The sequence below is a fragment of the Streptomyces sp. NPDC026301 genome (assembly GCF_055567935.1).
Genome location: NZ_JBVHPN010000019.1, coordinates 88,829 through 112,148 on the forward strand (window position 1 = coordinate 88,829; position 23,320 = coordinate 112,148).

Consider the following 23,320-nt stretch of genomic DNA (forward strand, 5'->3'; position numbering starts at 1 on the left):
GACGCACCTGCGACCCACGCCTCGCGGTTCAGTCCCGTACGAGGTGGTCGAACTCCCCGTCCTTGACGCCGAGCAGCATGGCCTCGATCTCGGCCGGCGTATAGACGAGCGCGGGGCTGTCGGGGAAGCGGGAGTTGCGCACCGCCACGTCGCCGCCGGGCAGCTTCGCGAACTCCACGCACGTACCGTTGGAGTTGCTGTGCCGGCTCTTCTGCCACACCACTCCGTCGAGATCCGAAGCGGCCATGCCGTTGTACGCGTGGGGCACTGGTCTCTCCCGGTGAGAAATGGTGTCAACTGCCCGGGATCATAACTCTGTTCATGTGCCGATGCTCGGGCAGATGCACGTGCACGACAGCCTGTGGCCAGCCCGTCACAGCTCGTCGGGCCGTGCCCCGCCCGTCGAGCGCCTTCCCCACCGCCCCCTTCCCCATGCCCTGCGGCGTACGGTCAGCGGGAGGCGTACGGCAGCAGCGCCATCTCCCGGGCGTTCTTGATCGCCGCGGCGATCTGCCGCTGCTGCTGGGCAGAAACCCTGGTGATGCGGCGGCTGCGGATCTTCCCGCGGTCGGAGAGGAACTTCCGCAGCAGGTCGGTGTCCTTGTAGTCGACGTACGTGATCCCCGCCGCGTCGAGCGGGTTGGGGCGCGGCGCGCTCTTCTTGCGCGGGTCGGGACGACGGGGCATGGCAGGGGTTTCCTCACGAAATCAGGCCGTCGAAGACGACCGAGAATTGATGTAGATGCATGACACACGCGTAGCGCGGTCGGCGGACGCCGCCTACGGCACCGGGTCGAGCAGTTCGTCGAACGCGGTGGACAGTCGCCGCCAGTACTCCCGGCCGCGCGCGTACTCCGCGTCGGTGAGCAGGCAGGACTCCAGCAGCGCCGTCAGCCCCTCCCGGTCCAGGCCGGGCGAGGTGAACACCAGATGCTGCGCCCGGTCGCCGTGCTCGGGATCCCAGTCCAGCGCGGCGGCGGCCCGGCGCATCGGCGGCACCATCTCCCAGGCGGCGTCCGGCAGCGAGGCCAGCCACGGCCCGGTGTTCTCCACGCACAGCGCGCCGCCCGCCGCGTCCCAGGACAGCAGTGTGTCCGGGCGGTCGGCCAGCCAGAAGCGGCCCCGGCTGCGCGCGGCGGCACAGCACAGGTCCTCCAGCGCGGCGTGCAGCCGGCCGGGGTGGAACGGCCGCGTGCGGTGCCACACCAGGGTCGCGACGTCCGCCTCCTCGGCCTCCTGCGGCAGCAGCGCGCAGGCCGGGTGCTGGCGCGCCGCGGCCGCCGCGACGTCGAAGCCCGCCACGGCGGCGGCCGCCAGCTCGGGCGACTCCACCGCGATGCGCCGCGCCGTGGGGTGCAGCTGGTTCAGCAGGGCGAGGTCCGCCTCGTCCCCCGGCTCCTCGCCGGGCGCGACGACCAGCACCGGCGGGTACTCCAGCTGGCGCGCCCAGGTGTCCGCGACGGTCCGCTGGTCGGAGGCGGCGGCCGCGAGACCCGCCTCGGCGAGGTCGTCGCCGCAGCCCAAGTAAGGCAGCAGCAGGGCCGGATCGACGGCCGTCATGACGCCGGTCAGCGCGAGCGACTCGCCGCCGCAGGCGTCGATCACCTCGGCCATCGCCTTGGGCTCCACGGAGTCCCACAGCTCCACGACGGCCAGCCGGCACGTCCGGCCGTCCGCCAGCCGCTCCAGCTCGGGCACCAGGTCCTCGCGCAGCGCGCAGCACGCGCAGTCGTTGACCAGCGGCGCCTCGCCGCTGTCCAGCAGGCCGGTGCCGTCCCGCACGGTGCGCTGCACGACGCCGTCGGCGGCGGTGGCGAGGTCGTGGTGGAGGGCGACGCTGCCGGGGACGGTCCGCAGCAGCTGCTCGACGGCGGCCCCGCGGGCCTCCGCGTGCAGCCCGCCGACGATCACCACGGAGAGCCGGTCGCGGTCCATCAGCGGTCCCCGCGCTCACCGTCGGCCGCGCGCCGGCCGCCGACCGTCCGCGTGCCGAACCGGCGCTCGAAGCGCTCCACGCGCCCCGCGGTGTCCAGTACGCGCGCCGTGCCCGTGTAGAAGGGGTGGCTCGCCGACGAGATCTCCACGTCGATCACCGGGTACGTGTGCCCGTCCTCCCACTCGACCGTCTTCTCGCTGGTGGCGGTCGACCGGGTGAGGAAGGCGAAGTCGGCGGCCCGGTCGCGGAAGACGACGGGCCCGTACGCGGGGTGGATTCCAGGCTTCATGACGCTGCTCAGCGCTCCTCTCGGAAGTCGACGTGCCGGCCGGCGACCGGGTCGTACTTCTTCAGCACCAGCCGGTCGGGGTCGTTACGGCGGTTCTTGCGGGTGACGTACGTGTAGCCCGTGCCGGCGGTGGACCGGAGCTTGATCACGGGACGTAGTTCGTTGCGGGCCATACGGGCTACTATACAGAAACGACAGTCATTTTCATTAAGGACTCAGTAGGAGGTAGCTCACTTGTCCGCCCACTGCCAGCTGACCGGCCGCGCGCCGGCCTTCGGCAACACGATCTCCCACTCGCACCGGCGCACACCGCGCCGCTTCGACCCGAACATCCAGCGCAAGCGGTACTGGCTGCCCAGCGAGAACCGCTTCGTGCGCCTGCGGCTCAGCACGAAGGCGATCAAGACCGTCGACACCATCGGCGTCGAAGCCGCCGTCGCCCGTATCCGGGCCCGAGGGGAGCGCGTCTGACATGGCGAAGAAGAGCAAGATCGCGAAGAACGAGAAGCGCCGGGTCGTCGTCGCCCGTTACGCGGCCCGCCGGGCCGCACTGAAGGCGATCGTCCGCGACCCGAAGACGCCGGACGAGGAACGGCTGGGCGCCCAGCGCGAACTGGCCCGCCAGCCGCGCGACGCCAGCGCCACCCGCGTCCGCAACCGCGACAGCGTCGACGGCCGCCCGCGCGGCTACTTCCGCGCCTTCGGCCTCTCCCGCGTCCGCCTGCGCGAACAGGCCCACGCGGGCTACCTGCCGGGCGTCACGAAGTCGAGCTGGTAGACCGCCCGACGGCACCGGGGCCGGGGACCGCCGTTCACGCGCCCCCCGGCCCCGGTTTCCTCCCCGTACCCCTGTACGGGTCATACTGAGCGGAACGTCCGAATCCGTACCGCGCGTACGGGCGCGCGGCCGCGCCCCCACGGGAACGCACCCCAACGAGAGCGAGCCCCCATGTTCCGCAATGCCCTCGAGCCCTGGCACCTGGTGCTGATCCTCGCGGTCCTCGTCCTGCTCTTCGGCTCGAAGAAGCTCCCCGACATGGCCCGCGGCCTCGGCAAGTCGATGCGCATCCTGAAGTCCGAGACAAAGGCCCTGAAGTCCGACGCCCAGGACCGCCCCCAGCCCACACCGGAACAGTCGCGGACCGTCGGCCAGGAGTGACGCGCCGGGCTCAGAACTCGCTGGTGTCGAGTTCGAGGTGAGCTCGTCGACCAGCAGGACCGGACCGGGATCGTGCCAGAGCGCCTCGCTGTCGAAGCTGCCCTTCGGGGCGACGACGAGGTCGGGGATGACCTGATGAACGAGCACCTCCGGGAGGTTGTCACCCCCGGAGGAAGTCCTCCATCACGGTGGCCAAGGTCACCGGGGTTTCGTGCATCGGGTAGTGGCCCGTGGCCGGGAGGGTGATGAGGTCGGCGTTCGGGTACCAGGTCTGCCATGTCGCGCGCATGACGTCGGCGGTGAGGGCGAGGTCGTGTTCGCCGACGACGACGCGTACGGGGACGGGGTTGCCGCGTACCGCGTCCGAGAGGTCCAGGGTGTGCCAGCTGGCGAGGTAGCCGGCGTGCGCCTCTTTGCGGGAGGCCGCCATCGAGTGGCTGATCATCCGCTGTTGCCAGACCCGCCCCGTACGGTGGCCGGTCACCAGGTCGAGGATGGCCCGGCGCTTCTCGGGGTCCTCGGACGCCCCGTAGAAGAGGGCCTGCGTGGGCTCGTCCATCGGGTACGGCGCCGCCGGTACGGGCGCTAGGCCGAGCAGGCGGCTGACCCGCTCCGGCGCACGCACCAGCACCTGCTGGATCGCCTTGCCGCCCATGGAGTGCCCGACCAGCGCGAAGCGGTCCCAGCCGAGCTGGTCGGCGAGGGCCAGCACGTCGTCGGCGATCTCGGGGAGGTCGTAGCGGCCGGGGACGTCCTTGCGGTCGCCGTAACCGCGGTAGTCCAGGAACGCGTACGTGAAGTCCTCGGTGTCCAGGTAGTCCAGGATCGCGCCCCAGCCCGCGCAGGTGGCGAACCAGTCGTGCAGCACGATCACATGGCGCGGCCCGGAGCCGATGAGGCGGTGGGCGACGGTCTGCTCGGATCCGGTCATGCGGCGGCTCCCTCTTCGGTGTCCGGCCCCCCGGGCCTCGTGAGCGTATGGTCCCGCCGTCCGGAGGTGTGGGAACAGAGGCGGGACACGGCGAACATCATTGCCACCGCCGTGACTTGCGGTGCCGGACGATTGTCAGTGGCGTGCGGTGCAATGGGCGCATGAACCGAACTCTCAGAGTGCGTCACGACCAGGTGCTGGCCTGGCGGCTGCGGCAGCAGAGCCTCGTGCCGCGCGGTGCCGCGTCCGTCGCGGAGCTCGCCGGGCGGCTGGCCGGGGTGCAGGCCCAGGTCGCCTCGTCCGCCGAGCTGGCGGTCGCCACCCGCCGGAGCGCCCCGGTGCCGGGCGCCGTCGACGCCGCGCTCGCGGACCGCTCGGTGATCAAGACCTGGGCCATGCGCGGCACGCTCCACGTGCTGCCCGCGCCGCAGGCCGGTGCGTATCTCTCCCTGCTCGGCGCGGCGCGGACGTGGGAGAAGCCGTCCTGGCAGAAGGCGTTCGGGATGAGCCCGCAGCAGCTGGCGGCGCTGGGCGAGGCGGTCGACGAGACGCTGGACGGGCGGCAGCTGACGCGCGAGGAGCTGGTGGCGGCCGTGTGCTCCCGCAAGGAGCTCGGCGGCCTCAGCGAGCAGCTGTCCTCGGGCTGGAGCGCGCTCCTCAAGCCGCTGGCGTGGGGCGGCCGGCTGTGCCACGGCACGCCCCGGGGGCGGAACATCACGTTCGCCGCGCCGCGCTCCTGGGTGCCGGACTGGGGCGGCATACCGGATCCCGAGGAGGCGTCCGGGGCGGTGATCTCCGCGTACCTGGGGGCGCACGGCCCGGCGACGCCCACCGCCTTCGACACGTGGCTGCTGCGCGGCGCGACCCGCAGGGCGACGCTGCGCGGCTGGTTCGCGGCGCTCGGTGACGCGCTCACGCCGGTCGAGGTGGACGGCGAGCCCGGTGCGTACGTCCGCAGCGAGGACGCCGACGCGCTGGCGGCCGCGCGGCCCTCCCGCGAGGTGCGGCTGCTGGCCGGCTTCGACCAGTACGTCCTGGGGCCTGGCACCGCCGACAGCCGCCTGGTCCCGGCCCACCACAGGAAGGCCGTGAGCCGTGCGGCCGGGTGGATCTCCCCCGTCGTCGTGCACGGCGGCCGGGTCGCGGGCGTCTGGGCCTTCACGGACACGGCCGTACAGGTCAGTCTCTTCAAGGACCACGTGGCGGAGCACGGCCCGGTGCCGGACGAGGGCCTGGCGGCCGAGGCGGCCCACCTGGCCCGCTGCACGGGCCACGACCGCCCGATATCGATACAGGAGATCTGACGGCGGGGGGACGACGGGGGCCGGACGAGGCGCCGCCACGGCCGGAATGTCGTACCCCGGTGCGAAACTCGAACCATGCGGTGGGTGGTGGGCGGATCGGCGAGCGGGGGTGTGCGGCTGTGTGCGGTGGACGGGGCGGGAGCGGCTGTCGGTGCGGTCGCCGAGGAGCCGGATCTGATCACGGCGGTGCGGGCGCGGCCGGACGTGGAGCGCTGGGTGTGGCGGTCCACGGCGGAGTCGTACCGCAAGCTGCTCGCGGCCGGGGTGCGGGTCGAGCGGTGTTACGACGTCGAGGCCGCCGAGGCGCTGCTGATCGGGCACGAGGAGGGCCAGTCGGGCCAGCCGCGGTCGCTCGCGGCGGCCTGGGCGCGGCTGCACGGTCTGCCGGTGCCGGACGACCCGCCCGTGCGTACCGCGGAGACGCAGCCCTCGCTCTTCGAGCCGGGCCCGGCCCCGCTGCCGCCGGGCACGGACGAGTTCACGGCGCTGCGGGAGGTGTACGCGGGCCAGCTGGCGCGTACGGAGAAGACCGAGCGGCCGGAGCGGACGCGGCTGCTGCTCGCGTCGGAGTCGGCCGGGATGCTGGTCGCCGCCGAGATGCACCGGGCGGGGGTGCCCTGGCGCGCGGACGTGCACCGCGCGCTGCTGGACGGGCTGCTCGGCGAGCGCTATGGGCGCGGCCTGGAGCCGCAGCGGCTGGCCGAGCTGGCGGACGAGGTGTCCCGCGCGTTCGGGGAGGGCGTGCGGGTCCGTCCCGACCTGCCGGCCGACATCATCCGGGCCTTCGACCGGGCCGGCATCAAGCTGGCCTCCACCCGCAAGTGGGAGCTGCTCCGCATCGACCACCCGGCCGTCGCCCCGCTCCTGGAGTACAAGCGGCTCTACCGCCTGCACACTGCGCACGGCTGGTCCTGGCTCCAGCAGTGGGTGCACGAGGGCCGGTTCCGCCCGGAGTATCTTCCCGGCGGCACGGTCTCCGGGCGCTGGACCACCAACGGCGGCGGCGCGCTGCAGGTCCCCAAGGTGATCCGGCGGGCAGTGGTCGCGGACCCCGGCTGGCGGCTGGTGGTCGCGGACGCCGACCAGATGGAGCCGCGGGTGCTGGCGGCCGTCTCCCGGGACCGCGGCCTGATGGAGGTCGCGGGCAGCGGCCGGGACCTGTACGCCGACCTGGCGGCCCGCGCCTTCGGCGGCGACCGCGCGCAGGCCAAGCTCGCGTTGCTCGGCGCGATCTACGGCCAGACCTCGGGCGACGCGCTCAAGCACATGGCGGACCTGCGCCGCCGGTATCCGGCCGCGGTGGCGTACGTGGACGACGCGGCGCGGGCGGGCGAGGAGGGCCGCCTCGTGCGCACGTGGCTGGGCCGGACCAGCCCGCCCGCCTCGGTGGTTCCGCCCGACGAGGCGGGCCTGCCTCAGGAGGAGGCCCCGCCCTCGTACGGCAGCACGGCGGGCACCCGGGCCCGCGGCCGCTTCACGCGCAACTTCGTCGTGCAGGGCAGCGCCGCCGACTGGGCGCTGCTCGTACTGGCCGCGCTCCGCCAATCGCTGCACGAAGCCGGGATGCGCGCCGAGCTGGTCTTCTTCCAGCACGACGAGGTGATCGTGCACTGCCCCGAGGAGGAGGCGCCCGCGGTGGCGCAGGCCATCGCCGCGGCCGCCGACCTGGCGGGCCGCCTCGCCTTCGGCCCCACCCCGGTCCGCTTCCCCTTCACCACGGCGGTGGTGGAGTGCTACGCGGACGCGAAGTGAGCTGAGCCGCGGCGAGTTGTCGTACGGCGTCGTACAAGCACGCCCGGACCAGTCGTACGCGCACGCCCGGACCGGTCGTACGGGCAGCCCGGACCAGGGGAAGACGCCCGTACAGGCTCTAAACTCCGAGGAGGCCCCGGTGCGGTCGGCCGGGCCGTGAGGACGTGGATGACCGCCATCCGGGAGAGGACGAGCGTTGACCGGTACCGAAGGGACAGCCGACGGCACTGCCGAGGGGACCCCTGACGCCGCGCCCCCGGCCGACGACGCCGCGCCCCCGGCCGACGACGCCGCGCCCCCGTCCGGCGACGCCGCCTCCCCGGCCAAGCTCGGCCCCAAGGACCGCCGGAAGCGGATCGCGGACCGGGTGCTCGCCGAGGGCCAGGTCAGCATCGAGGACCTGGTCCAGGAGCTGGCCGTCAGCCAGATGACCATCCACCGCGACCTGGACACCCTCGAACACCAGGGCTGGCTCCGTAAGGTCCGCGGCGGCGCCACGGCCGCGCCCAACGCCCTCTTCGAGTCCAACGCGCGCTGGCGCGGCAGCGAACACGTCGCGGCGAAGGAAGCCATCTGCGCCGCGGCGCTGGCCATAGCGGAGCCCGGCCAGGCGGTGATCATCGACGACTCCAGTACGGCGCTGCCGCTGGCCCGGTCGCTCTCCGGACGCGGCGCGTACACCGTGATCACCAACTCCCTGCAGGTGATCAACGAGCTGGCGGACGAGCCCGACATCCGGGTGATCGCGCTGGGCGGCGAGTACCACGCCGCGTTCAACGCCTTCCTCGGCATGTCCACCGCCGACATCGCGCGCAGCTTCCGCGCCGATGTCGCCTTCCTGTCCACCTCCGCCGTCGACAACGGCCACTGCTACCACCAGGCCCAGGAGAACGTCCTGGTCAAGCGGGCCCTGATGGCGGCGGCCCGGCGCAAGGTGCTGCTCGTGGACCACTCCAAGTTCAGCCGCCAGGCGCTGTACGAGCTGGCTCCGCTGGCCGACTTCGATCTCGTCATCTCCGACCAGGATCTTCCGCAGGAGGAGCAGGAGGCGCTTCAATCGCTGGGTGTGCGCTACGAATTGGTGGCGACGACCGGCGGCTGAGGCGGAGGCGTGAGCATGAGCGAGCTGGAGCGGATCAACCCACCGCAGTTGTCCCCGCCGACCGGCTTCAGTCACGCCGTGCGGGCCGCCTCGGGCACGCTCGTCCTGCTCGCCGGGCAGACCGCGCTGGACGGCGCAGGACGGATCGTCGGCACGGGCGTCGTCGAGCAGTTCGAGCAGGCGCTGACGAATCTGCTGGCCGCCGCCGAGGCGGCCGGCGCGGGCCCCGCCGACCTGGCCAAGCTGACGGTGTACGCGGTGGACGTGGCCGACTACCGCCGCAACGCCGCCGCCATCGGCCGGGTCTGGAAGCGGCTGGCCGGCGGCGACTATCCGGCGATGGCCGTGATCGGCGCGACGCGGCTGTGGGACGAGGCCGCGCTCGTCGAGATCGAGGGTATCGCGGTGGTGTCCTGAAGGGCGGCCGGGCGACAGCGCCCGAGCGGCCGGCGCCCGGCTACTCCCCGTAGATCTCCGCCAGTGCCTTCACGTCCTCCTCGCTGAGCCGTATGCGGAAGTGCTCCGCCGCCACGTCCGGCAGTTCGGCCGCCGTCACCTGCCGCTTCTCCGACGAGAAGTCCGGCCCGGTCAGCGTCAGCTCGCTGCCGATGAGCGTGCGCCGCAGGTCGGGCCCTGGCCGCTGGAGCACCAGGCGCCGCACGAACGGCGAGTGCGGGTGCGTGGCGATGTAGTGGTGGAAGACGGCGTAGTCGGCCGGACAACGCGGCTCCTCGGTGAAGGAGTACAGGTCGAACCAGCCCTCCGGGTGCAGCGAGCGCAGCACCCAGGTGCCGACCGGGCCCGTCTCCTCCCGTACCACTCCGAAGGTCCAGCCGCCCTGCCGCTCCTCGTGCCCCGCGCGCAGCGGCAGCGGCGCGAGCAGGCCCTCGCCGCCGAAGCCGACGTCGGTGATCCAGTCTTCGCCGTCCAGCCGCACCTTCAGCAGCGCGTGCGTGGTCGGGCGGAGCTTGTCCTCGCCCATCCGGATGCGGGCGCCGAGCCCGGAGACGGCGAAGCCGAGCCGCTCCAGGGCGGCGGCGAAGAGGAGGTTCTGCTCGTAGCAGTAGCCGCCGCGGCCGCGTACGACGAGCTTGTCCTGGAGGCTCGGCAGGTCCAGCGGGAGGCCGCGGCCCAGCAGCACGTCGATGTTCTCGAAGCCGATGGCCGCCGTGTGGCCGGCCTGGAGGGCACGCAGCGTGGCGAGCGTCGGCGTGCGGTCCCCCGCGTACCCGATGCGCCGCAGGTAGCCGTCCAGGTCCAGCTGTTCCCCGGACCAGCCCGAATCCGACATGCCGCCGCCTCCGTACGCAAGAGAGAGGCCCGGTCCGCTGTACGGACCGGGCCCCTCCAGGATCGCACAGACGTTCTGTGCGCTCAGCGCGTCACTTCCGGTGGCGGGCCACCTCCGCGGCGTCCTTCTTGAACGCCCAGGCCATCTTGGGCTCCATCGCGAACCGGAAGATCCGTTGCACGGGTGGCGTGCAGAGCAGCGTGATGATCGTGCCCGCGATCAGCGTCAGCGCGATCGCGCCGAGCGGGGTGTGCATCCAGTGGGCGTCGTACCAGTCCCAGAAGCGCGACCCCTTGGCCAGGAAGCCGTGCAGCAGGTAGCCGTACAGGGTGCCGGCGCCGAGTGCGGTGAACCACATGTGACGGCCCGGGACCCAGGCGAAGAAGCACGCCACCAGGACGAGCGAGCAGCCGAACATCGCCAGCGTCATGACCGCGCCGGACCACCACGGCGCCGCCATCTCCTGGGCGCTGTCGCGGTGGTAGAACCACGCGGCGTTCATCCGGGGCGCCGCCCAGTACGCGAAGACCAGCGCGCTCGCGAAGACCGGCACGGCCAGGATGCGCGCCCGCTTGTTGCGCACCAGCAGGAAGTGCTCGGGCTTCAGGCACAGGCCGATGACGAAGAACGGCAGGAACTGCAGCACCCGCTGGAGGTCCAGGTCGTCGCCGATGTCCGGCGAGACGGACGCCAGTACGGCGATGGCGAGCGCGAGCGGCACGGGCCAGCGCACGATCTTCCACAGCGGCGTGGTGAGCCGCCAGATGAAGAGCGCGACCAGGAACCATGTCAGGTACCAGGGGTCCAGCAGGCTGATGGGGTAGCCGGGGTCGTCGTCCGCCACCCGCTTGAACAGCGTGTACGCCGTCTCGAAGAGGATGTACGGCACGGCGACGCCGGTGATCAGCCGCTGCAGCCGGTCCTTGCGCATGTCGAAACTGCGCGAGAAGTAGCCGGAGATGATGATGAAGGCCGGCATGTGGAAGGCGTACACCGTGATGTACAGCGCCGCCGCCGACCGGCTGCCGTCCCGCAGCGGTTCCCACGAGTGACCCATGGCCACCAGCACGATCGCCAGGTACTTGGCGTTGTCGAAGAAGGCGTCCCGCTGCTTGCCGTTCTTCGGCGCCTCGGCGCGCTTCCGGCCGGCCTGCCGCGCTCCGCCCGTTGCCGCGGCGTCCGGGGCCGCCGGCTGCGGTGCGGTCCGCGTGGGCGGGAGAGGGGTGCGCCGCTCACTGTGCGGCTGCGCGAGATTGTTCATGTCCCCTCCCCCAGGCAACCCAGGGAGAGCATTCTCCGTCTTACCGGAATTGCGGGGAGCGAGGCAGCTGAGAACATCAGAGGCACCCTAGCCCGGCACACCGAATCCCGTAAATCGTCTCCTCACATGCTTCACATGCCAGGTACGTCACACGGCAACCGGTGCGGCGAAGGTGAGCACGAAGGCCCAGGTCAGAGGATCACGCCGTCGACGCTGTAGGCCGAGAACGCCCGCTTGGCCTGACCGACCGAGACGCCCCAAGTGTGCACCTCCATGCGGTCGGCGTGCGGTCCCCACAGGCTCTGCACAGCGGACACATAGGCCGAACTCAGGTCCTTGTACGGCGGATTGATCCAGTCGGCGAACCGGGCGTACTCCGGAAGCCGCGCGCGGCTCGGCGTGCCGAGCACCGCTGTACGGACGTCCGGCTGCAGGGCGTGCACGCGGCGGACGGCGGCGACGCCGAAGCTCTGGACGACGAGCCCGTCCAACACGTGCGTCGCGTCCAGCCACCCGGACGACCGCAACTGGGCGAGGATCTGCTTCTCGATGCCCGGGTACTTCTCCGGGTTCTTGATCTCCAGCAGGAGGTGCTGGTCGTTGCGGTCCACCCGGTTCAAGTACGCGGCGAGGGTGGGCACCCGCTCCCCCGCGAACTTCTTGCCGAACCAGCTCCCCGCGTCCAGCTTGGCGATCTCGGCCGCGGTGAAGTCCCCCACCCGCCACGGCGCCCGGTCGGGATAGACCTTCTCGACGTTGGTGGTGCGCTTGAGCGTGGCGTCGTGGATGACGACCAACTTGCCGTCCTTGGTGCGCTGCACGTCGTTCTCGACCCACTCGACGTCGCGCCGGTCGGCCTCGTCGACCGCGGCGAGGGTGTTCTCCGGGGCGTACTTGGCGGCGCCCCGGTGCGCGATGACCGTGGGGCCGTCGAGCGGCAGCCCCTTCTGGGCGGAGACCAGCCGGACCGGGGCCGGCGGGGCCGCGACACCACCGCCCGGGACACCCGCGTCGGCGGCGAGCACCGCCGCGAAAAGAAGGACGAGACCGGCTGCGGCGCTGCGGACGGCGCTTCGGAGCATGGGACCTCCTGGACGCTGGCGGCGGGCCCCGTGTGCCGACCGGAGCAGACCGCCCACCCCTGCCAGGTACCGGAGCCCATGACAACTCCCACCACAATTGCACCAGTTTATCCGTTTTCCTATTCGTGTGCGCCAGGCGGGCTAAGCGGACCCGGTGCAATCAGGCCACGGGCGGCGCGACAAGGGAGGAATACGAGGGGTAATTCACTGGCCATGGATTTACCGCGCAGGGCCACCACAGGGCCCACCACGTCACACGAGAGTGCGCAACTCCGCCAGCACATCGGCGTCCGTGCCGTCCAGCGCCGCCAGCGACAGCCGCCACTGCTCGTCCGACTCCGCCGCGCGCCCGAGGGTGCGCAGAACGTGTCCGTACTCGTACCGCGCCTTGCCCGCGGTGTACGCGTCACCGCGCAGCTCGGCCAGGTCCAGCAGCGTCGCGCACTCCCGCGCGGCCCGCTCCGCCCGCGCCAGCGTGCGCAGCGCGCGGATCAGCCCGAGGCGGCTCTCGGAGACGGTGTGCCAGTCGGTGGAGTCCTCCAGGGAGCGCAGCGCCTCCTCGAACTGGCCGACCGCGGCCTCCGGTTCGCCGAGCGTGAGATAGGCGCACCCGATGTTGCAGCGCGCCGTCTGCTGCAACCGTGCGCTCTCCAGCCGCACGCCCGCCTCCAGGCTGCGCCGGTGGTACTCGATGGCCTTGCGCGCGTCCGTCAGCTCGTAGAGGTTGCCCAGGTGGCTCAGGCAGATCGCCACCGCGTGGTCGTCGCCCAGCCGGTGCGCGTACGCCAGCGCCTCCTCCTGCGCCGCCGCCGACTCCTCGGCCCGCCCCAGTACGTACAGGAGCAGCCCCCGGTTGCTGAGCACCCGCTGCAGCCACTCGTCGTCGCCCAGCAGCCGCCACCTGGCGATCGCGTCGTCGATCAGCACGAGCGCCTTCTCGTAGCGCCCCGACATGTAGTACGCGCTGGCCAGGTCGCTCATCGCGACCACCTCGGCGGCCGCGTCCCCGGACTCGCGCGCCCCGGCCCGCGCCAGGTCGCTCAGATCGGCCAATTCCTGTGTGCGCCCGCGCCGTTGCAGATAGGGCACGAGCATCCGTACCAGCGTCACCGCCGCGTCCCTGCCGTACGCGGTACGCACGTGCCGCGCCACCAGACCGCTCATGACGGCCAGTTCGCGGTCGCCCCAGCCGAACGCCTCCTCCGTGTCCGCGAACGGCGCCGCCGCCTCCTTCGGCTCGCCCGCCAGCCGCAGCGCCTGGAAGGGCGACGGCGGCAGGAAGACCCGTACGGACTGCGCGGCGCGGGCGGCGAACCACTCCACGCCGCGCCGCGCCGCCGCCTCCCGCTCCGCCGCGCCCTCGTGCCGCGCCGCCAGCTCCCGCGCGAAGTCCCGCACCAGGTCGTGCGGCGCGTACCGGCCGAACGCCACCTCCTCCAGCAGCGCCACGTCCACCAGCCGGTCCAGCGCGGCGCCGGCCCGCCGGGTGCCCGCGTCCATCAGCCGGGCCGCCAGCTCCGTCTCGTACTCGGGCAGGTCCAGCGCGCCCATCCGGCGCAGCGCCAGCGCCGCGTCCCGGTCGGCCGGCCGCTCCGACGCCACCAGCGCGTCGTACGCGACGGCCAGCGAGCGCCGCACGCTCAGGTCGTCGTACTCCAGGTGATCGAGGCGCCCGTCCTGCCCGTCCAGCAGCTCCACCAGCGCCTCCACGGTCAGCGCGCGGCGGGCCGCGAGCCGGGCCGCGACCACCCGCAGCGCCAGCGGCAGCTGCCCGCACAGCTCCGCAAGCCGACGCGCCGCCGGGCTGCCCGCCGGCACCCGGCCGTGCCCCGACACCCGGCTGATCAGGTCCACGCTGTCCCGCTCGGCGAGCCTGGCCAGCGGGAGGTGCACCGCGCCGTCCAGCGCGGCCAGCGGCGACCGGCTGGTGACCAGCACCGCGCAGCCGGGGCCCGCCGGGAGCAGCGGCCGCACCTGGGCCGCGCCGGCCGCGTCGTCGAGGACGAGGAGGGTACGGGCCCCGGCGAGGGTCGAGCGGAGCAGCGCCGAGGCGGCGTCCACCTCGTCCGGTACCCGCCCGCTCGGCACCCCGAGGTCGCGCAGCAGCACCTCCAGCGCCTGGAGCGCGCTCATGGGCGCGACGCCGGGGTTGGCGCCGTGCAGATTGAGGAAGAGCTGTCCGTCCGGGTACTGCTCGCGCAGCCCATGGGCGACGTGCACGGCCAGCGCGCTCTTCCCGACGCCCGCCATGCCGCTGAGCACGGCGGTCGCGGCCCGGCCGCCACGCGGCGCCAACGCGTCGTACAGCGCGGCGACCTGCTCGTCGCGCCCGAGGAAGGGGGCGGGCGGGGGCGGGAGTTGGGCGGGACGGTGGGCGGGGCTGGGTTCCGTGGCGGTGGTGGTCTCTGGGTCCGTAGGGGTGGCGGGCGCCGGTTCTGTCGGGGTGGCGGGCTGCGGTTCGGTCCGGGTGGCGGCCCCTACGGGAGCGCCTCGGGTGACGCCTTCGGGGACGCCCTCGGCGGTGTTCTCGGCGGTGCCCTCGGGCGTGTTCCTCCCGGTCGGCTCCGGGTCCTCCCGCAGCACCTCCTGGAGCGCCTCCTGGACCGCCGCGCCCGGCTCGACGCCGAGGTCGTCCACCAGCCGCCGGCGCAGCGCCTGGAAGGCCGCGAGCGCCTCCGCCTGCCGGCCCGTCCTGCGCAGTACCAGCATCAGTTGCCGGTGGAAGCCCTCGCGCAACGGGTGCTCGGCGGTGAGCCGGTACAGCTCGGGGGCCAGCCCACCGGGCCGCCCGAGCCGCAGCTCGGCGTCGTACCGCCACTCCAGCAACTGGAGCCGTTCCTCCTCCAGTTGCTGGACGAACGGCTGGGCGGCCAGCGCGTCGGACACCTCGACCGGCAGCCCGTCCAGTGGGCGGCCGCGCCACAGTGCGGACGCCGTGGCGGCCTCACCGAGCACCGCGGCCCAGTCCGCACGGGCGTAGGCCTCCCGGGCACGCCGTACGGCGGCGGTGAATTCGGTGCTGTCCAGCTCCCCCGCCCCGACCCGCAGCAGATAGCCGGGGGCCACCGAGCCGATCCGGCCGTCGCCGTCCGCGCCGAGCGTCCGGCGCAGCCGCGTGACGTGGTTGTAGAGCGAGGCGTTGGCCGAGGCGGGCGCGTGCCCGCCCCAGAGCGCTTCCTTGAGTACGTCGACCGGTACGACGCGGTTCGCGCGCAACAGCAGGGCGGCCAGCAGCGCCTGTCCCTTCGCGCTGCTGAGGGGGCGGGCCCCGCCCGCGCCGTCGTGCACCGTCAGCGGGCCCAACAGGCCGAACCGCATGTTGCTCCTCCGTACAGGCCGACCCGTTGGCCACATGGTTGGGCACATGTTAGTCAGCCGTTGGACCGGTCCGATGAGATCGTCACATCGGATCCGGCCCGTCGGTGCGCCGGCGCGCACACCGCCCGTCGGGGGAGCGCAACCGCCGAGCCGGATCCGGAGCCACGTACCGCTGTCGGCCGTCCAGGGGCCCTGAGGTTTTGGTGGCCGCCGAAGAGTGACAGGCTCTGGGGGACCGGTCAGGGACGACAGGGAGCCACGCTTGGAGAGCGACCAGAGCGGCAGCGGCGGCGACGAGGGGCGCGGCGACGCCGGCCGCGACGGGGAGTGCGGTGACGGCGGGCGTGGGGGCGCCCGCGACGGCGCCGCGGACGAGGCCGTACGGCGGCGGGCCGTCGCCCTCGTCCAGCGCATCCTGGACGGCGCGTACGACGGCGAGACCGAGCTCTACGCCCATCTGGACTGGCTGGAGCAGGCCCTGCGATGCCGTTACGTCAGCGACTTGATCTTCTGGCCCGACGTGCCGCCCACCGCCCAGGAGGTCGTGCGGCAGGCGCTCGCCTTCGGACCGGCCATCCCGCGGCCGCGCGACTGCCCGCCGGACCGCACGAACGCCGCTCGCTGAGCGCCACCCGCTGAGCGCCGCCCGGCGCCGCCCTCACAGCGGGTGCGAGGCGGACACCGGACGCGGCGCGACGGGCACCCTGCCCCTGCGCACCATCGAGGGCGGCACCACGGCGGGCAGCCGCCCGCCGGACGGGCCACCGGGGCGGCCGGGGCCTCCCGGGCCGGGGCCCGGACCGCCGGGCCCCTGGCCGGTGCCGCACACCGTCTCGTCGTGCGGCCACAGGGCGGCGGGCCGCCGGACGGTGCCCGCCCGCCATTCGGCCAGCAGCCGGTCATAGATCGGGGTCGGCTCCATCGCGGGGCGCGGCACGACTCCCGGGCGCTGTCTGTCGAGAAAGAGCTCCACGCCGGGATTCAACTCGGACCCATGGCCCCGGGTTGCGGCTCGCACCCGTACCGGGTACGGAATACGCCTGCACCGGGGACGGTGTGAAGATACGTTCCCTCAGCCGTACGAGCGCGCCTCCGAAACGGGAGGCGGGACGGTGCCGGAGGGTGAAGGACGGCACCGCCCCGCGAAGGCCCACGCATCACGGCCAGTGACACGTTCCGCCACACCCAGTGCAACGCCGCCGCGGGCCGGGAGGTAATGACTCCGGGCCCGGTGCCACCCGGCCGTGCGCCCCGGCGGGGGGCGGACGCCACACCACCACACCCACCCGGGCCACCCGAACACGCGTCCACACCGCCCACAACGGCCGCAGCACCCCCATCCTCGCTGCTCAGGGCGAAAGAGCAGGTCAGACAATGCGACCGCAACCGGCGGCTACTGACGGCGCGTTGCCGATGAATTGCGCGTCGTGACGGGCCTTTGCACCGTGACGGTATCTCGGCGTTCCCCCGACGCACCGCTCGGCGGTACCGCTCGACGGCACCGCCGCGCCGACCACCGGCCGCTCCTCCCGGTCACCCGAAAGGACCACCATGCGCATGCTCCGGAAGCCCGGACTCGTCGTCACCTCCGCCGCCTGCGGCGCCCTCGTCCTCGGCACGGCCGGCCCGGCCGCCGCGGCCGTCGCCGAACGGAACGCCGCGCCGCCCGACGCCGCCGTCATGGCGCCCGGCGCCGACACCCCGCAGAGCAGCAACGAGTCCGGCGGCCTGCTGGGCGCCCTCAGCGACGTGCTCCACGTGGTCGGCGACGCGCTGAAGAAGGACGACAGCGGCTCCACCGCGCACACCAAGACCGAGGCCCAGGCCATCGCCGCCGAACTCGCCAAACTGCAGGGCCGCGACGCGAGGCCGGCTCCGGGCTACTCGACGGACCAGTACGGGCTGACCGGTACGGACGCGTCCTCCGACGTGTACGCCCAGGCCGACCCGTACGCCCAGGCCGACCCGTACGCCGGTGACACCCCGTACGCCGCCGCTCCGTACGCCCCCACCGACCCCACCGGCGCGGATGCCGCCAGGAACCCGGAGACGACCAGCACCCGGGCGGCGGCCGCCGCCGGGCCGCGGGCCCGGGCCATCGGCGATCTCCAGGCGAAGATCGAAGCGCTGGTGCAGGCCCTCGGCGCGCGCGACCGGGCCGATGTCGTGACCGCCGCCCAGCAGACCGTCACCGCCGCCGGCGACCTGGCCAAGACCATTCTCAACAGCCCGCAGCACACCTGGGGGCAGGCCCCCGGCACCTCCGGCCTCCAGCAGCGCCCGCCGTCCGCGCAGGCACCGGCCGCACAGGCACCGGCCGCACAGACGCCGTCCGCGCAGACTCCGGACGTGGATTACTGACGGCCCGCTCCCCCGCCCGGCTCCACGGGCATAACTCCTTCGGCCCACACCCGGCATAACCCGCGGCCGGGGCGGGCGGTTGTACGTGGACGTGGACATGAAGGACGACGACGAGCACGCGGACCGGCAGCCTCCGCGCGTGCCACGGCCCGGCCGCTGGGTGCGGGAGGAGCCGACGCCGATCTACGACCGGCTGCTGGCCGAGTGGCACGCGCGGGGCCCGTACCCGCCCCGCCGCGAACGCCCCGACGACGCCGAGCCGCAGACCGGCCCGCGCATCCCGCCGCTGCGGCCACCGCGCGTACCCGACCCGCCACGCAGACCACCCCGCCAACGGCCGTACGAACTCTGAGCCGTACGAACTCTGACCCGTACGGCCTCCGGTAGCTCCGGCTCCGGCCGTACGCCACACCCGCCCCGGTCCGCCGCCCACACCCGCGGCGGCCGGGGCCACAGCCGTGCCCGCACCGGCCCCTCCGCCCGTTCTCCGGCGCCCCGGCCCGGGCCTCGGGCAGCAAGAAGCCCGGGCCGTCCACGCGGAGGGTGAACGGCCCGGGCCCTCGGGGCACTTACTCGTTGCCGACGCCGTTCGCGGACAGGATCGGGATGTCGTCGAGCAGGTGCGACAGCGCCTCGTCACCCTTGTTCTGGGTGGAGTTCTCGGTGCACTGCTGGTTCTGCGGCGAGGAGAGGACGTTGATGTCCTGGACCGTGATCGGGATGAGGCCGATGAGCGATCCGATGTTCGCCTTGGCCGGCAGGCCGATGCAGGGCTTGTTGAGCGAGCCCTGGATCAGTCCGATCTGCGGGCTCATGTCGCCGTGGGTGGTGGAGTTGCCGAACGACTGCGACGCACCGTTGCCGTTGATGGCGGTGGCACCTTCGTCGTCACCAACAGCCATCGCCTGCGGAGCGGCGGCGGCCGAGGCACCGACGATGGACGCTGCGACTGCGGCCGAGGCCATGAACTTCTTGATCACGATTCACCCTTCTTGTTACTGAATGCCCGCATCCGGAGCGCTCTGCCCAACTCTTTTCAGCGGGTTTGGTTTTGCACTTTCACCCATATGGTTCTTCGCCCGCGCATCGAATTCACCGCGACGGCACAGCCGTACGGTGGAATACGCGGACCGCCGTGCGCGCATTCGACCCGCGGAATCCCGCACACAATCCCGCGAAAGCGGGCCGGCGACCGGCGTCCGCCGTTCGACGGTAAATTCGGCAGTGCGCCGAATAACGGGCCGGAGCAAGGTATGTTGATCGAGCGGCCGATCAGCGGGGGCGATTCCGATCCCCTTCACCTGGAACCGTCCTCGCGGTCGCGGGCCCGGACGGGCCGTACGCCGTCCCGCTGCACGGCGGCTGATCCTTGCGCCGGATCGGCCGCCCGGCGGTGCGGCGGCGTCACTTCCCGAGCGGCAGTCCGGCCAGCGGAAGGTGCCCCGCGAGGCCGGTGACGCCGTCCAGCAGCCCCTCGGCATCGCCACTGGCCAGCGCGTGCGTGGTGCGGTGCGCGTTGTCCACCAGCGGGTCGACCTCGGCCTTGCCCGCGTTGGCGAGCGCGTCGTTCAGCCCGCCGTTCAGGCTCATGCTCGGGGATGTCGAGGGGGCGGGGGCGGCGAACGCGGGGGTCCCGGCCGCCAGCGCCACCACGGAGCCGGCGAGGATCGCCGCGGTCTTCGCGAGCTTCATCTTCAGCGTTCCTTTCCGCAGCGGCGAGGGCGACGACGACGCCCTGCGCGTCGCGCAGGCAGTGTGGCGTGCCGTACGTTCCGCCGCTGTCGTCATGCGTAACGACCCGGTCCGCACACGGAAACTGCGGGCCCGCTCCTTTTTCCCGTTCCACCCGAACGACGGGAATTCCGGCGCCCCTTTCGGCGTTGCCGTTCGCCCGCTTCCTGGACGCCCGCACATCCGTCCATAAGGAAATCCGAATTTCTCCCCGGCCGCCTGTGCCGCCCGCACTGCCGCGCCACTCGCCTCCCCGTGCCGCCCGCGTCCGCCCCGCCGTACTGCCCGGCGCCGCACCGCTCACCGGGCAGCCGGCGTCAGCGCCTGGCCGGACGCGCCCGGCGGTACAGGATCGCCCCGCCGAGCACCAGCGCGGCGCCGGTGCCGGCCGCGACGCCGATCTGCTGGGTACCGGTGTGGGCCAGCTGCGTCCCCAGGGACACCGGCTCGCTCGCCCGGGCGTCCTCGGCCGCCTCGTGGTGGGCGGGGCGCGTGCCCGTCCCGTCGCCGGCGCGCGCGTCCCCCGGCCCGGCCGGCCGCGGCGCGTCGGGCGTCACGTGGTGCGGTACGGAGTCGTCGGCGTGCTTCTGCTCGCTGGACGACCCGGCGCAGTGGTTGCCGAAGACGGGGTTCAGCAGGCCGACGATGTCCAGGGAGTTGCCGCAGGCGTTCACCGGGACGTCGACGGGGGCCTTGGCGTCGTTGCCCGCGCCCACGCCCGGCGAGTTCTGTGCCGAGCCGGCCGCGCCCGCGCCCTCCCCGGCGTCGTCCTGCCCGCCGTGCTGCCCGCCGCCCTCGGCGGAGCGCTGCTGATGCCCGCCCTGCGCCTGCTGCCCGCCCGGCGCTTGGTGCCCGCCCGACGCCTGGTGGCCGGCGCCTCCGCCGTCGCTGGCACAGCCGTTGCCGAAGGACGGGTTGAGCGCCCCGACGACGTCCGCGCTGTTCCCGCAGATGTTCGCGGGGACCTCCACCGGTGCTTGGACGTTGTTCCCGGAGAGCACTCCCGGGGAGTTCGCGCTCTCACCGCTCGCTCCCGCGTCCGCGAACGCGGTGCCTCCGGTCACCCCGAGCACACCCGTGGTGGCCGCGGCGGCGAGGAGACCCTTTGCCAGGACCTGTCGCATTGGTCTTCCTGTCTTCGCTTGCCGTCGCGTAAGGGCTGCTGCCCGTACGCCCGTAACTACAAGGCGGCCCCGGGGCGCATGGCATGCGTCCCGAGGCCGTCCGGGTCGAACTCGCAACTGCGTGCGTCGCGAACGTCAGTCGTTGACGCAGGTGTTGCCGAAGGCGGGGTTCAGCAGGCCGATGATGTCGATGGTGTTGCCGCAGACGTTCACCGGAATGTGAATCGGAACCTGGGCGACATTGCCGGACAGCACGCCCGGAGAGTTGTTGGCGGCACCGCTGGCACCCGCGTCGGCGAACGCCGGCGCGGCAGCACCCGCCGCCATCAGCGTTCCAGCGGCGACCGCGGCGACCTTCGTGTACTTCACTTTCAGCCCTTTCTGCAGCGGAGTTCGTAACGGTCACGACCTTCGTGCCGCACGAGCGCTATCCCGATCGCCCGTAACAACGCTGCCGTGTCTGGTAACGAGCACCCAGGGGAATCGAAACCCCACTGCCGGAATTTTCCTCGGAACACCCTCTAATGACCCAACGACTCGGCCCGAAGTAATGTTTGTAGGAATTTCCGCTCGTCGCCTCAGCAGTACGGAATGCGACCCGGTGCGCGACCGTCGGCGGCCCGTCGGCGGCCCGTCGACAGCCCACCGGCGGCCCGCCAACGGGCCTTTTTGGCACGCGAAAAGGCCCGGACCGCCCAGGAGGAGAGGACAGGCGGTCCGGGCCTTCGCGGCCGGTGGATCAGCCGTTGTCGGTGCCGTTCGCCGACAGGATCGGGATGTTGTCCACGATGTGCGACAGGGGCTCGTCGCCCTTGTTCTGACCGGAGTTGTCGGTGCACTGCTGGTTCTGCGGGTTCGCCAGCACGTTGATGTCCTGGACCGTGATCGGGATGAGACCGATGAGCGAACCGATGTTGGCCTTGAGCGGCAGACCGACGCAAGGCTTGTTCAGCGTGCCCTGGACCAGACCGAGCTGGGTGCTCATGTGGCCGGCCGTCGTCTGGTTACCGAAGGACGACGAGGAGCCGTTACCGCTCAGCGAGGTGGCACCGCCGTCGTCACCGAGCGCCAGCGCCTGCGGGGCCGCTGCCGCCGACATGCCCACAATGGACGCCGCCACGGCACCCGTGGCAAGAACCTTCTTGAACACGATTCACCCTTCTCAATACGGAATGCCCGTAGTCGGAGCGAACTGGTCAACGTGATCCGGTGGGTTTGGTTGCGTGCTGTCACTCGAATGAACGCGCAACGGCGCGGCGGCCTGACGCCCCGAAGGGCATCACACCACCGCGCCGTTACGGAAAGCGGTCACCGGCCGGTGTACCGGCCGACCGGTTCACCGGCCGGTCGCGAGCACTCCCGTCAGCGGTTGACGCACGGGTTGCCGAAAACCGGGTTGAGCGCGCCGATCACGGTGACGGTGTTGCCGCAGGCGTTCACGGGGATGTGCACCGGAACCTGGACGACATTCCCGGACCCGACACCCGGGGAGTTCTCGGCGGCGCCGAACGCGCCCGCGCCGGTGGTGGCGGACGCCATACCGGAAGCGCCGAGTACCGCGGCCCCGGCCACGGCGGTGAGCAGGGCGGTCTTGGCAACGCGCGACATAGCAGTACCTCTTCACTGAACAGCGGACAGTAACGTCGGCTTCGATTTCCGTCGCCCAGTTGGGCTAACAGACCGATCAACGCATCAACAGCCCGACGGGTGCGGCCCCGCCCGGGTGAACCACTGGTCAGATGTACGGATTGCGGTGTACGGATCGCAACACGCCGAAAGCGGCTCGTGCGGCTGGTACGCAGTACGGCGTTCAATACCAGCCAGAATTCAGAATGCAGCCGGTCGCTCCTGCACATTCAGCGCATTGAGCCGATCGAAGGTTTATCGGCGGCTGCCCGTAGCCGATGGACCGGATCTGCGTTCAGCACGGTGCGGCGCCCGTCCGGAGCCGCGGTAACCATCCCTGGAGGGACTCCCCATGAAGACTGCACACAAGGCCGCTATGGTCCTGGTCGCCGCCGGCCTCGCCGCGGGCGCCGCTTCCGGTTCCGCGATGGCCGACAGCGGTGCCACCGGCGCTGCCGTCGGTTCGCCCGGCGTGCTGTCCGGCAACGCCGTCCAGGTTCCGGTCCACGTGCCCGTGAACGTCTGCGGCAACACCATCGACATCATCGGCCTGCTGAACCCCGCCTTCGGCAACACCTGCGTCAACGACTGACGTTCGCGCCGCAGCAGGCAGGAAGGGCCCCGCAGAGGCGGGGCCCTTCCTCCTTTTCACGCTGCCGTCCCATGGCCCGGCAGCCCTTTTCCCGATCCGCTCACGGGCCCGTCAGAGGAGCCCGATGCCGAGGTCGAGGTCGATCAGGTGGTCGTGGTGCCACCATCCGTGATCCCAGCAGTCGTAACCCCAGCCCCACCCGCAGGGGCCGGCGGCCGGCGCGGTCGTCGGCGCGGCGGCCGGCGTCTGGGCCGAGGCCACCCCGGACAGCGGGACGACCGCTGCTGCGGTGAGTGCGGCGGTGGCGGCGAAGCGTCCGATGAACTTGCGCATGGTTTCTCTCCTTCTGCGCAGAAGTGGGACACAAAAATCATTACAGCCCCACCCCTTTGGGCGCTCGCTCAGACTTGCGAATGACTCCACTGGCGCAATCCACCGGACCATCTGTCGCGGGAATTCCC

29 protein-coding genes are annotated in these 23,320 nt (G+C 72.4%); 11 read left to right on the forward strand and 18 right to left on the reverse strand.

Features of this window, described 5'->3' with window-relative positions; translation table 11 throughout:
- Positions 1-28 precede the first annotated feature (28 nt).
- The 5 genes from ACZ4MH_RS28425 to rpmG form a co-directional block, all read right to left on the reverse strand.
- Positions 29-268 carry a DUF397 domain-containing protein gene (locus tag ACZ4MH_RS28425; RefSeq protein WP_351592693.1) on the reverse strand — a complete coding sequence of 80 codons (240 nt, stop codon included), beginning with the start codon at positions 266-268 and terminating at the stop codon, positions 29-31.
- 182 nt (positions 269-450) lie between these two features.
- On the reverse strand, positions 451-687 hold the full coding sequence (gene rpsR / locus ACZ4MH_RS28430; RefSeq protein ID WP_031058550.1) for a 30S ribosomal protein S18: 237 nt from the start codon (positions 685-687) through the stop codon (positions 451-453).
- A 93-nt stretch (positions 688-780) separates the two neighbouring features.
- On the reverse strand, positions 781-1,935 hold the full coding sequence (locus ACZ4MH_RS28435; protein ID WP_351592689.1) for a GTP-binding protein: 1,155 nt from the start codon (positions 1,933-1,935) through the stop codon (positions 781-783).
- Positions 1,935-2,225 (reverse strand): type B 50S ribosomal protein L31, encoded by a 291-nt coding sequence (locus ACZ4MH_RS28440; protein WP_351592686.1) that lies wholly within the window; start codon positions 2,223-2,225, stop codon positions 1,935-1,937. The genes ACZ4MH_RS28435 and ACZ4MH_RS28440 overlap by 1 nt, the downstream gene beginning before the upstream one ends.
- A gap of 8 nt (positions 2,226-2,233) precedes the next feature.
- Positions 2,234-2,398 carry a 50S ribosomal protein L33 gene (rpmG, locus tag ACZ4MH_RS28445; RefSeq protein ID WP_030019254.1) on the reverse strand — a complete coding sequence of 55 codons (165 nt, stop codon included), beginning with the start codon at positions 2,396-2,398 and terminating at the stop codon, positions 2,234-2,236.
- Between the two features lie 61 nt (positions 2,399-2,459).
- Between rpmG and rpmB the strand changes: the two genes are divergently transcribed.
- The 3 genes from rpmB to tatA all read left to right on the forward strand — a co-directional run bounded on the left by rpmB (position 2,460) and on the right by tatA (position 3,384).
- Positions 2,460-2,696: a 50S ribosomal protein L28 gene (gene rpmB / locus ACZ4MH_RS28450; protein ID WP_351592682.1), complete on the forward strand. Its 237-nt coding sequence runs from the start codon at positions 2,460-2,462 to the stop codon at positions 2,694-2,696.
- 1 nt (position 2,697) lies between these two features.
- Complete coding sequence (gene rpsN, locus ACZ4MH_RS28455) at positions 2,698-3,003, forward strand: 30S ribosomal protein S14 (RefSeq protein WP_351592679.1); 306 nt, start codon at positions 2,698-2,700, stop codon at positions 3,001-3,003.
- A 171-nt stretch (positions 3,004-3,174) separates the two neighbouring features.
- Positions 3,175-3,384, forward strand: coding sequence for a Sec-independent protein translocase subunit TatA (tatA, locus tag ACZ4MH_RS28460; protein WP_351592676.1), 210 nt, complete (start codon positions 3,175-3,177; stop codon positions 3,382-3,384).
- 160 nt (positions 3,385-3,544) lie between these two features.
- On the opposite strand, the gene ACZ4MH_RS28465 is transcribed toward tatA, so the two are convergent.
- A complete protein-coding gene (locus ACZ4MH_RS28465) occupies positions 3,545-4,315 on the reverse strand; it encodes an alpha/beta fold hydrolase (RefSeq protein WP_351592673.1) in 771 nt (256 codons plus the stop codon).
- A 161-nt stretch (positions 4,316-4,476) separates the two neighbouring features.
- Between ACZ4MH_RS28465 and ACZ4MH_RS28470 the strand changes: the two genes are divergently transcribed.
- From ACZ4MH_RS28470 to ACZ4MH_RS28485, 4 genes are all read left to right on the forward strand, one after another.
- Positions 4,477-5,619, forward strand: coding sequence for a winged helix DNA-binding domain-containing protein (locus ACZ4MH_RS28470; protein ID WP_351592670.1), 1,143 nt, complete (start codon positions 4,477-4,479; stop codon positions 5,617-5,619).
- Positions 5,620-5,694: 75 nt separating this feature from the next.
- The gene (locus ACZ4MH_RS28475; protein ID WP_351592667.1) at positions 5,695-7,371 is read left to right on the forward strand and encodes a bifunctional 3'-5' exonuclease/DNA polymerase; all 1,677 of its coding nucleotides are present in this window, start codon (positions 5,695-5,697) and stop codon (positions 7,369-7,371) included.
- Positions 7,372-7,567: 196 nt separating this feature from the next.
- Positions 7,568-8,473, forward strand: a complete 906-nt coding sequence (locus tag ACZ4MH_RS28480) for a DeoR/GlpR family DNA-binding transcription regulator (protein WP_351592664.1) — start codon at positions 7,568-7,570, stop codon at positions 8,471-8,473.
- A 15-nt stretch (positions 8,474-8,488) separates the two neighbouring features.
- Complete coding sequence (locus ACZ4MH_RS28485; protein WP_351592661.1) at positions 8,489-8,890, forward strand: RidA family protein; 402 nt, start codon at positions 8,489-8,491, stop codon at positions 8,888-8,890.
- A 40-nt stretch (positions 8,891-8,930) separates the two neighbouring features.
- Here the strand turns inward: ACZ4MH_RS28485 and ACZ4MH_RS28490 are convergent, their stop codons facing one another.
- The 4 genes from ACZ4MH_RS28490 to ACZ4MH_RS28505 all read right to left on the reverse strand — a co-directional run bounded on the left by ACZ4MH_RS28490 (position 8,931) and on the right by ACZ4MH_RS28505 (position 15,425).
- The gene (locus tag ACZ4MH_RS28490; RefSeq protein WP_351592658.1) at positions 8,931-9,764 is read right to left on the reverse strand and encodes an arylamine N-acetyltransferase family protein; all 834 of its coding nucleotides are present in this window, start codon (positions 9,762-9,764) and stop codon (positions 8,931-8,933) included.
- 91 nt (positions 9,765-9,855) lie between these two features.
- Positions 9,856-11,025, reverse strand: coding sequence for an acyltransferase family protein (locus ACZ4MH_RS28495; RefSeq protein ID WP_351592655.1), 1,170 nt, complete (start codon positions 11,023-11,025; stop codon positions 9,856-9,858).
- Positions 11,026-11,216: 191 nt separating this feature from the next.
- The gene (locus ACZ4MH_RS28500; protein WP_351592652.1) at positions 11,217-12,107 is read right to left on the reverse strand and encodes a glycerophosphodiester phosphodiesterase; all 891 of its coding nucleotides are present in this window, start codon (positions 12,105-12,107) and stop codon (positions 11,217-11,219) included.
- Positions 12,108-12,359: 252 nt separating this feature from the next.
- Positions 12,360-15,425: an AfsR/SARP family transcriptional regulator gene (locus ACZ4MH_RS28505; protein ID WP_351592649.1), complete on the reverse strand. Its 3,066-nt coding sequence runs from the start codon at positions 15,423-15,425 to the stop codon at positions 12,360-12,362.
- A 262-nt stretch (positions 15,426-15,687) separates the two neighbouring features.
- Between ACZ4MH_RS28505 and ACZ4MH_RS28510 the strand changes: the two genes are divergently transcribed.
- Positions 15,688-16,050: a hypothetical protein gene (locus ACZ4MH_RS28510; protein ID WP_351592646.1), complete on the forward strand. Its 363-nt coding sequence runs from the start codon at positions 15,688-15,690 to the stop codon at positions 16,048-16,050.
- Between the two features lie 33 nt (positions 16,051-16,083).
- On the opposite strand, the gene ACZ4MH_RS28515 is transcribed toward ACZ4MH_RS28510, so the two are convergent.
- Complete coding sequence (locus tag ACZ4MH_RS28515) at positions 16,084-16,398, reverse strand: hypothetical protein (protein WP_351592643.1); 315 nt, start codon at positions 16,396-16,398, stop codon at positions 16,084-16,086.
- Positions 16,399-16,982: 584 nt separating this feature from the next.
- On the opposite strand from ACZ4MH_RS28515, the gene ACZ4MH_RS28520 reads away from it, so the two are divergent.
- Both ACZ4MH_RS28520 and ACZ4MH_RS28525 read left to right on the forward strand, forming a co-directional pair.
- Positions 16,983-17,786: a hypothetical protein gene (locus ACZ4MH_RS28520; RefSeq protein WP_467754746.1), complete on the forward strand. Its 804-nt coding sequence runs from the start codon at positions 16,983-16,985 to the stop codon at positions 17,784-17,786.
- 97 nt (positions 17,787-17,883) lie between these two features.
- Positions 17,884-18,138, forward strand: coding sequence for a hypothetical protein (locus ACZ4MH_RS28525; protein WP_351592639.1), 255 nt, complete (start codon positions 17,884-17,886; stop codon positions 18,136-18,138).
- 217 nt (positions 18,139-18,355) lie between these two features.
- Here the strand turns inward: ACZ4MH_RS28525 and ACZ4MH_RS28530 are convergent, their stop codons facing one another.
- The 6 genes from ACZ4MH_RS28530 to ACZ4MH_RS28555 form a co-directional block, all read right to left on the reverse strand.
- Positions 18,356-18,766, reverse strand: coding sequence for a rodlin (locus ACZ4MH_RS28530; RefSeq protein ID WP_351592637.1), 411 nt, complete (start codon positions 18,764-18,766; stop codon positions 18,356-18,358).
- A 424-nt stretch (positions 18,767-19,190) separates the two neighbouring features.
- Complete coding sequence (locus tag ACZ4MH_RS28535) at positions 19,191-19,478, reverse strand: hypothetical protein (RefSeq protein ID WP_351592635.1); 288 nt, start codon at positions 19,476-19,478, stop codon at positions 19,191-19,193.
- Positions 19,479-19,834: 356 nt separating this feature from the next.
- Complete coding sequence (locus ACZ4MH_RS28540) at positions 19,835-20,641, reverse strand: chaplin (RefSeq protein ID WP_467754747.1); 807 nt, start codon at positions 20,639-20,641, stop codon at positions 19,835-19,837.
- A 135-nt stretch (positions 20,642-20,776) separates the two neighbouring features.
- Entirely contained in the window at positions 20,777-21,010 is a 234-nt protein-coding gene (locus ACZ4MH_RS28545; protein WP_351598928.1) for a chaplin, read from the reverse strand.
- 370 nt (positions 21,011-21,380) lie between these two features.
- Complete coding sequence (locus ACZ4MH_RS28550) at positions 21,381-21,791, reverse strand: rodlin (protein ID WP_351598930.1); 411 nt, start codon at positions 21,789-21,791, stop codon at positions 21,381-21,383.
- A gap of 212 nt (positions 21,792-22,003) precedes the next feature.
- Positions 22,004-22,249, reverse strand: a complete 246-nt coding sequence (locus ACZ4MH_RS28555; RefSeq protein WP_351598932.1) for a chaplin — start codon at positions 22,247-22,249, stop codon at positions 22,004-22,006.
- 370 nt (positions 22,250-22,619) lie between these two features.
- On the opposite strand from ACZ4MH_RS28555, the gene ACZ4MH_RS28560 reads away from it, so the two are divergent.
- A complete protein-coding gene (locus tag ACZ4MH_RS28560; protein WP_467754748.1) occupies positions 22,620-22,859 on the forward strand; it encodes a chaplin in 240 nt (79 codons plus the stop codon).
- Between the two features lie 111 nt (positions 22,860-22,970).
- On the opposite strand, the gene ACZ4MH_RS28565 is transcribed toward ACZ4MH_RS28560, so the two are convergent.
- The gene (locus tag ACZ4MH_RS28565) at positions 22,971-23,192 is read right to left on the reverse strand and encodes a hypothetical protein (RefSeq protein ID WP_351598934.1); all 222 of its coding nucleotides are present in this window, start codon (positions 23,190-23,192) and stop codon (positions 22,971-22,973) included.
- Positions 23,193-23,320: the final 128 nt, after the last annotated feature.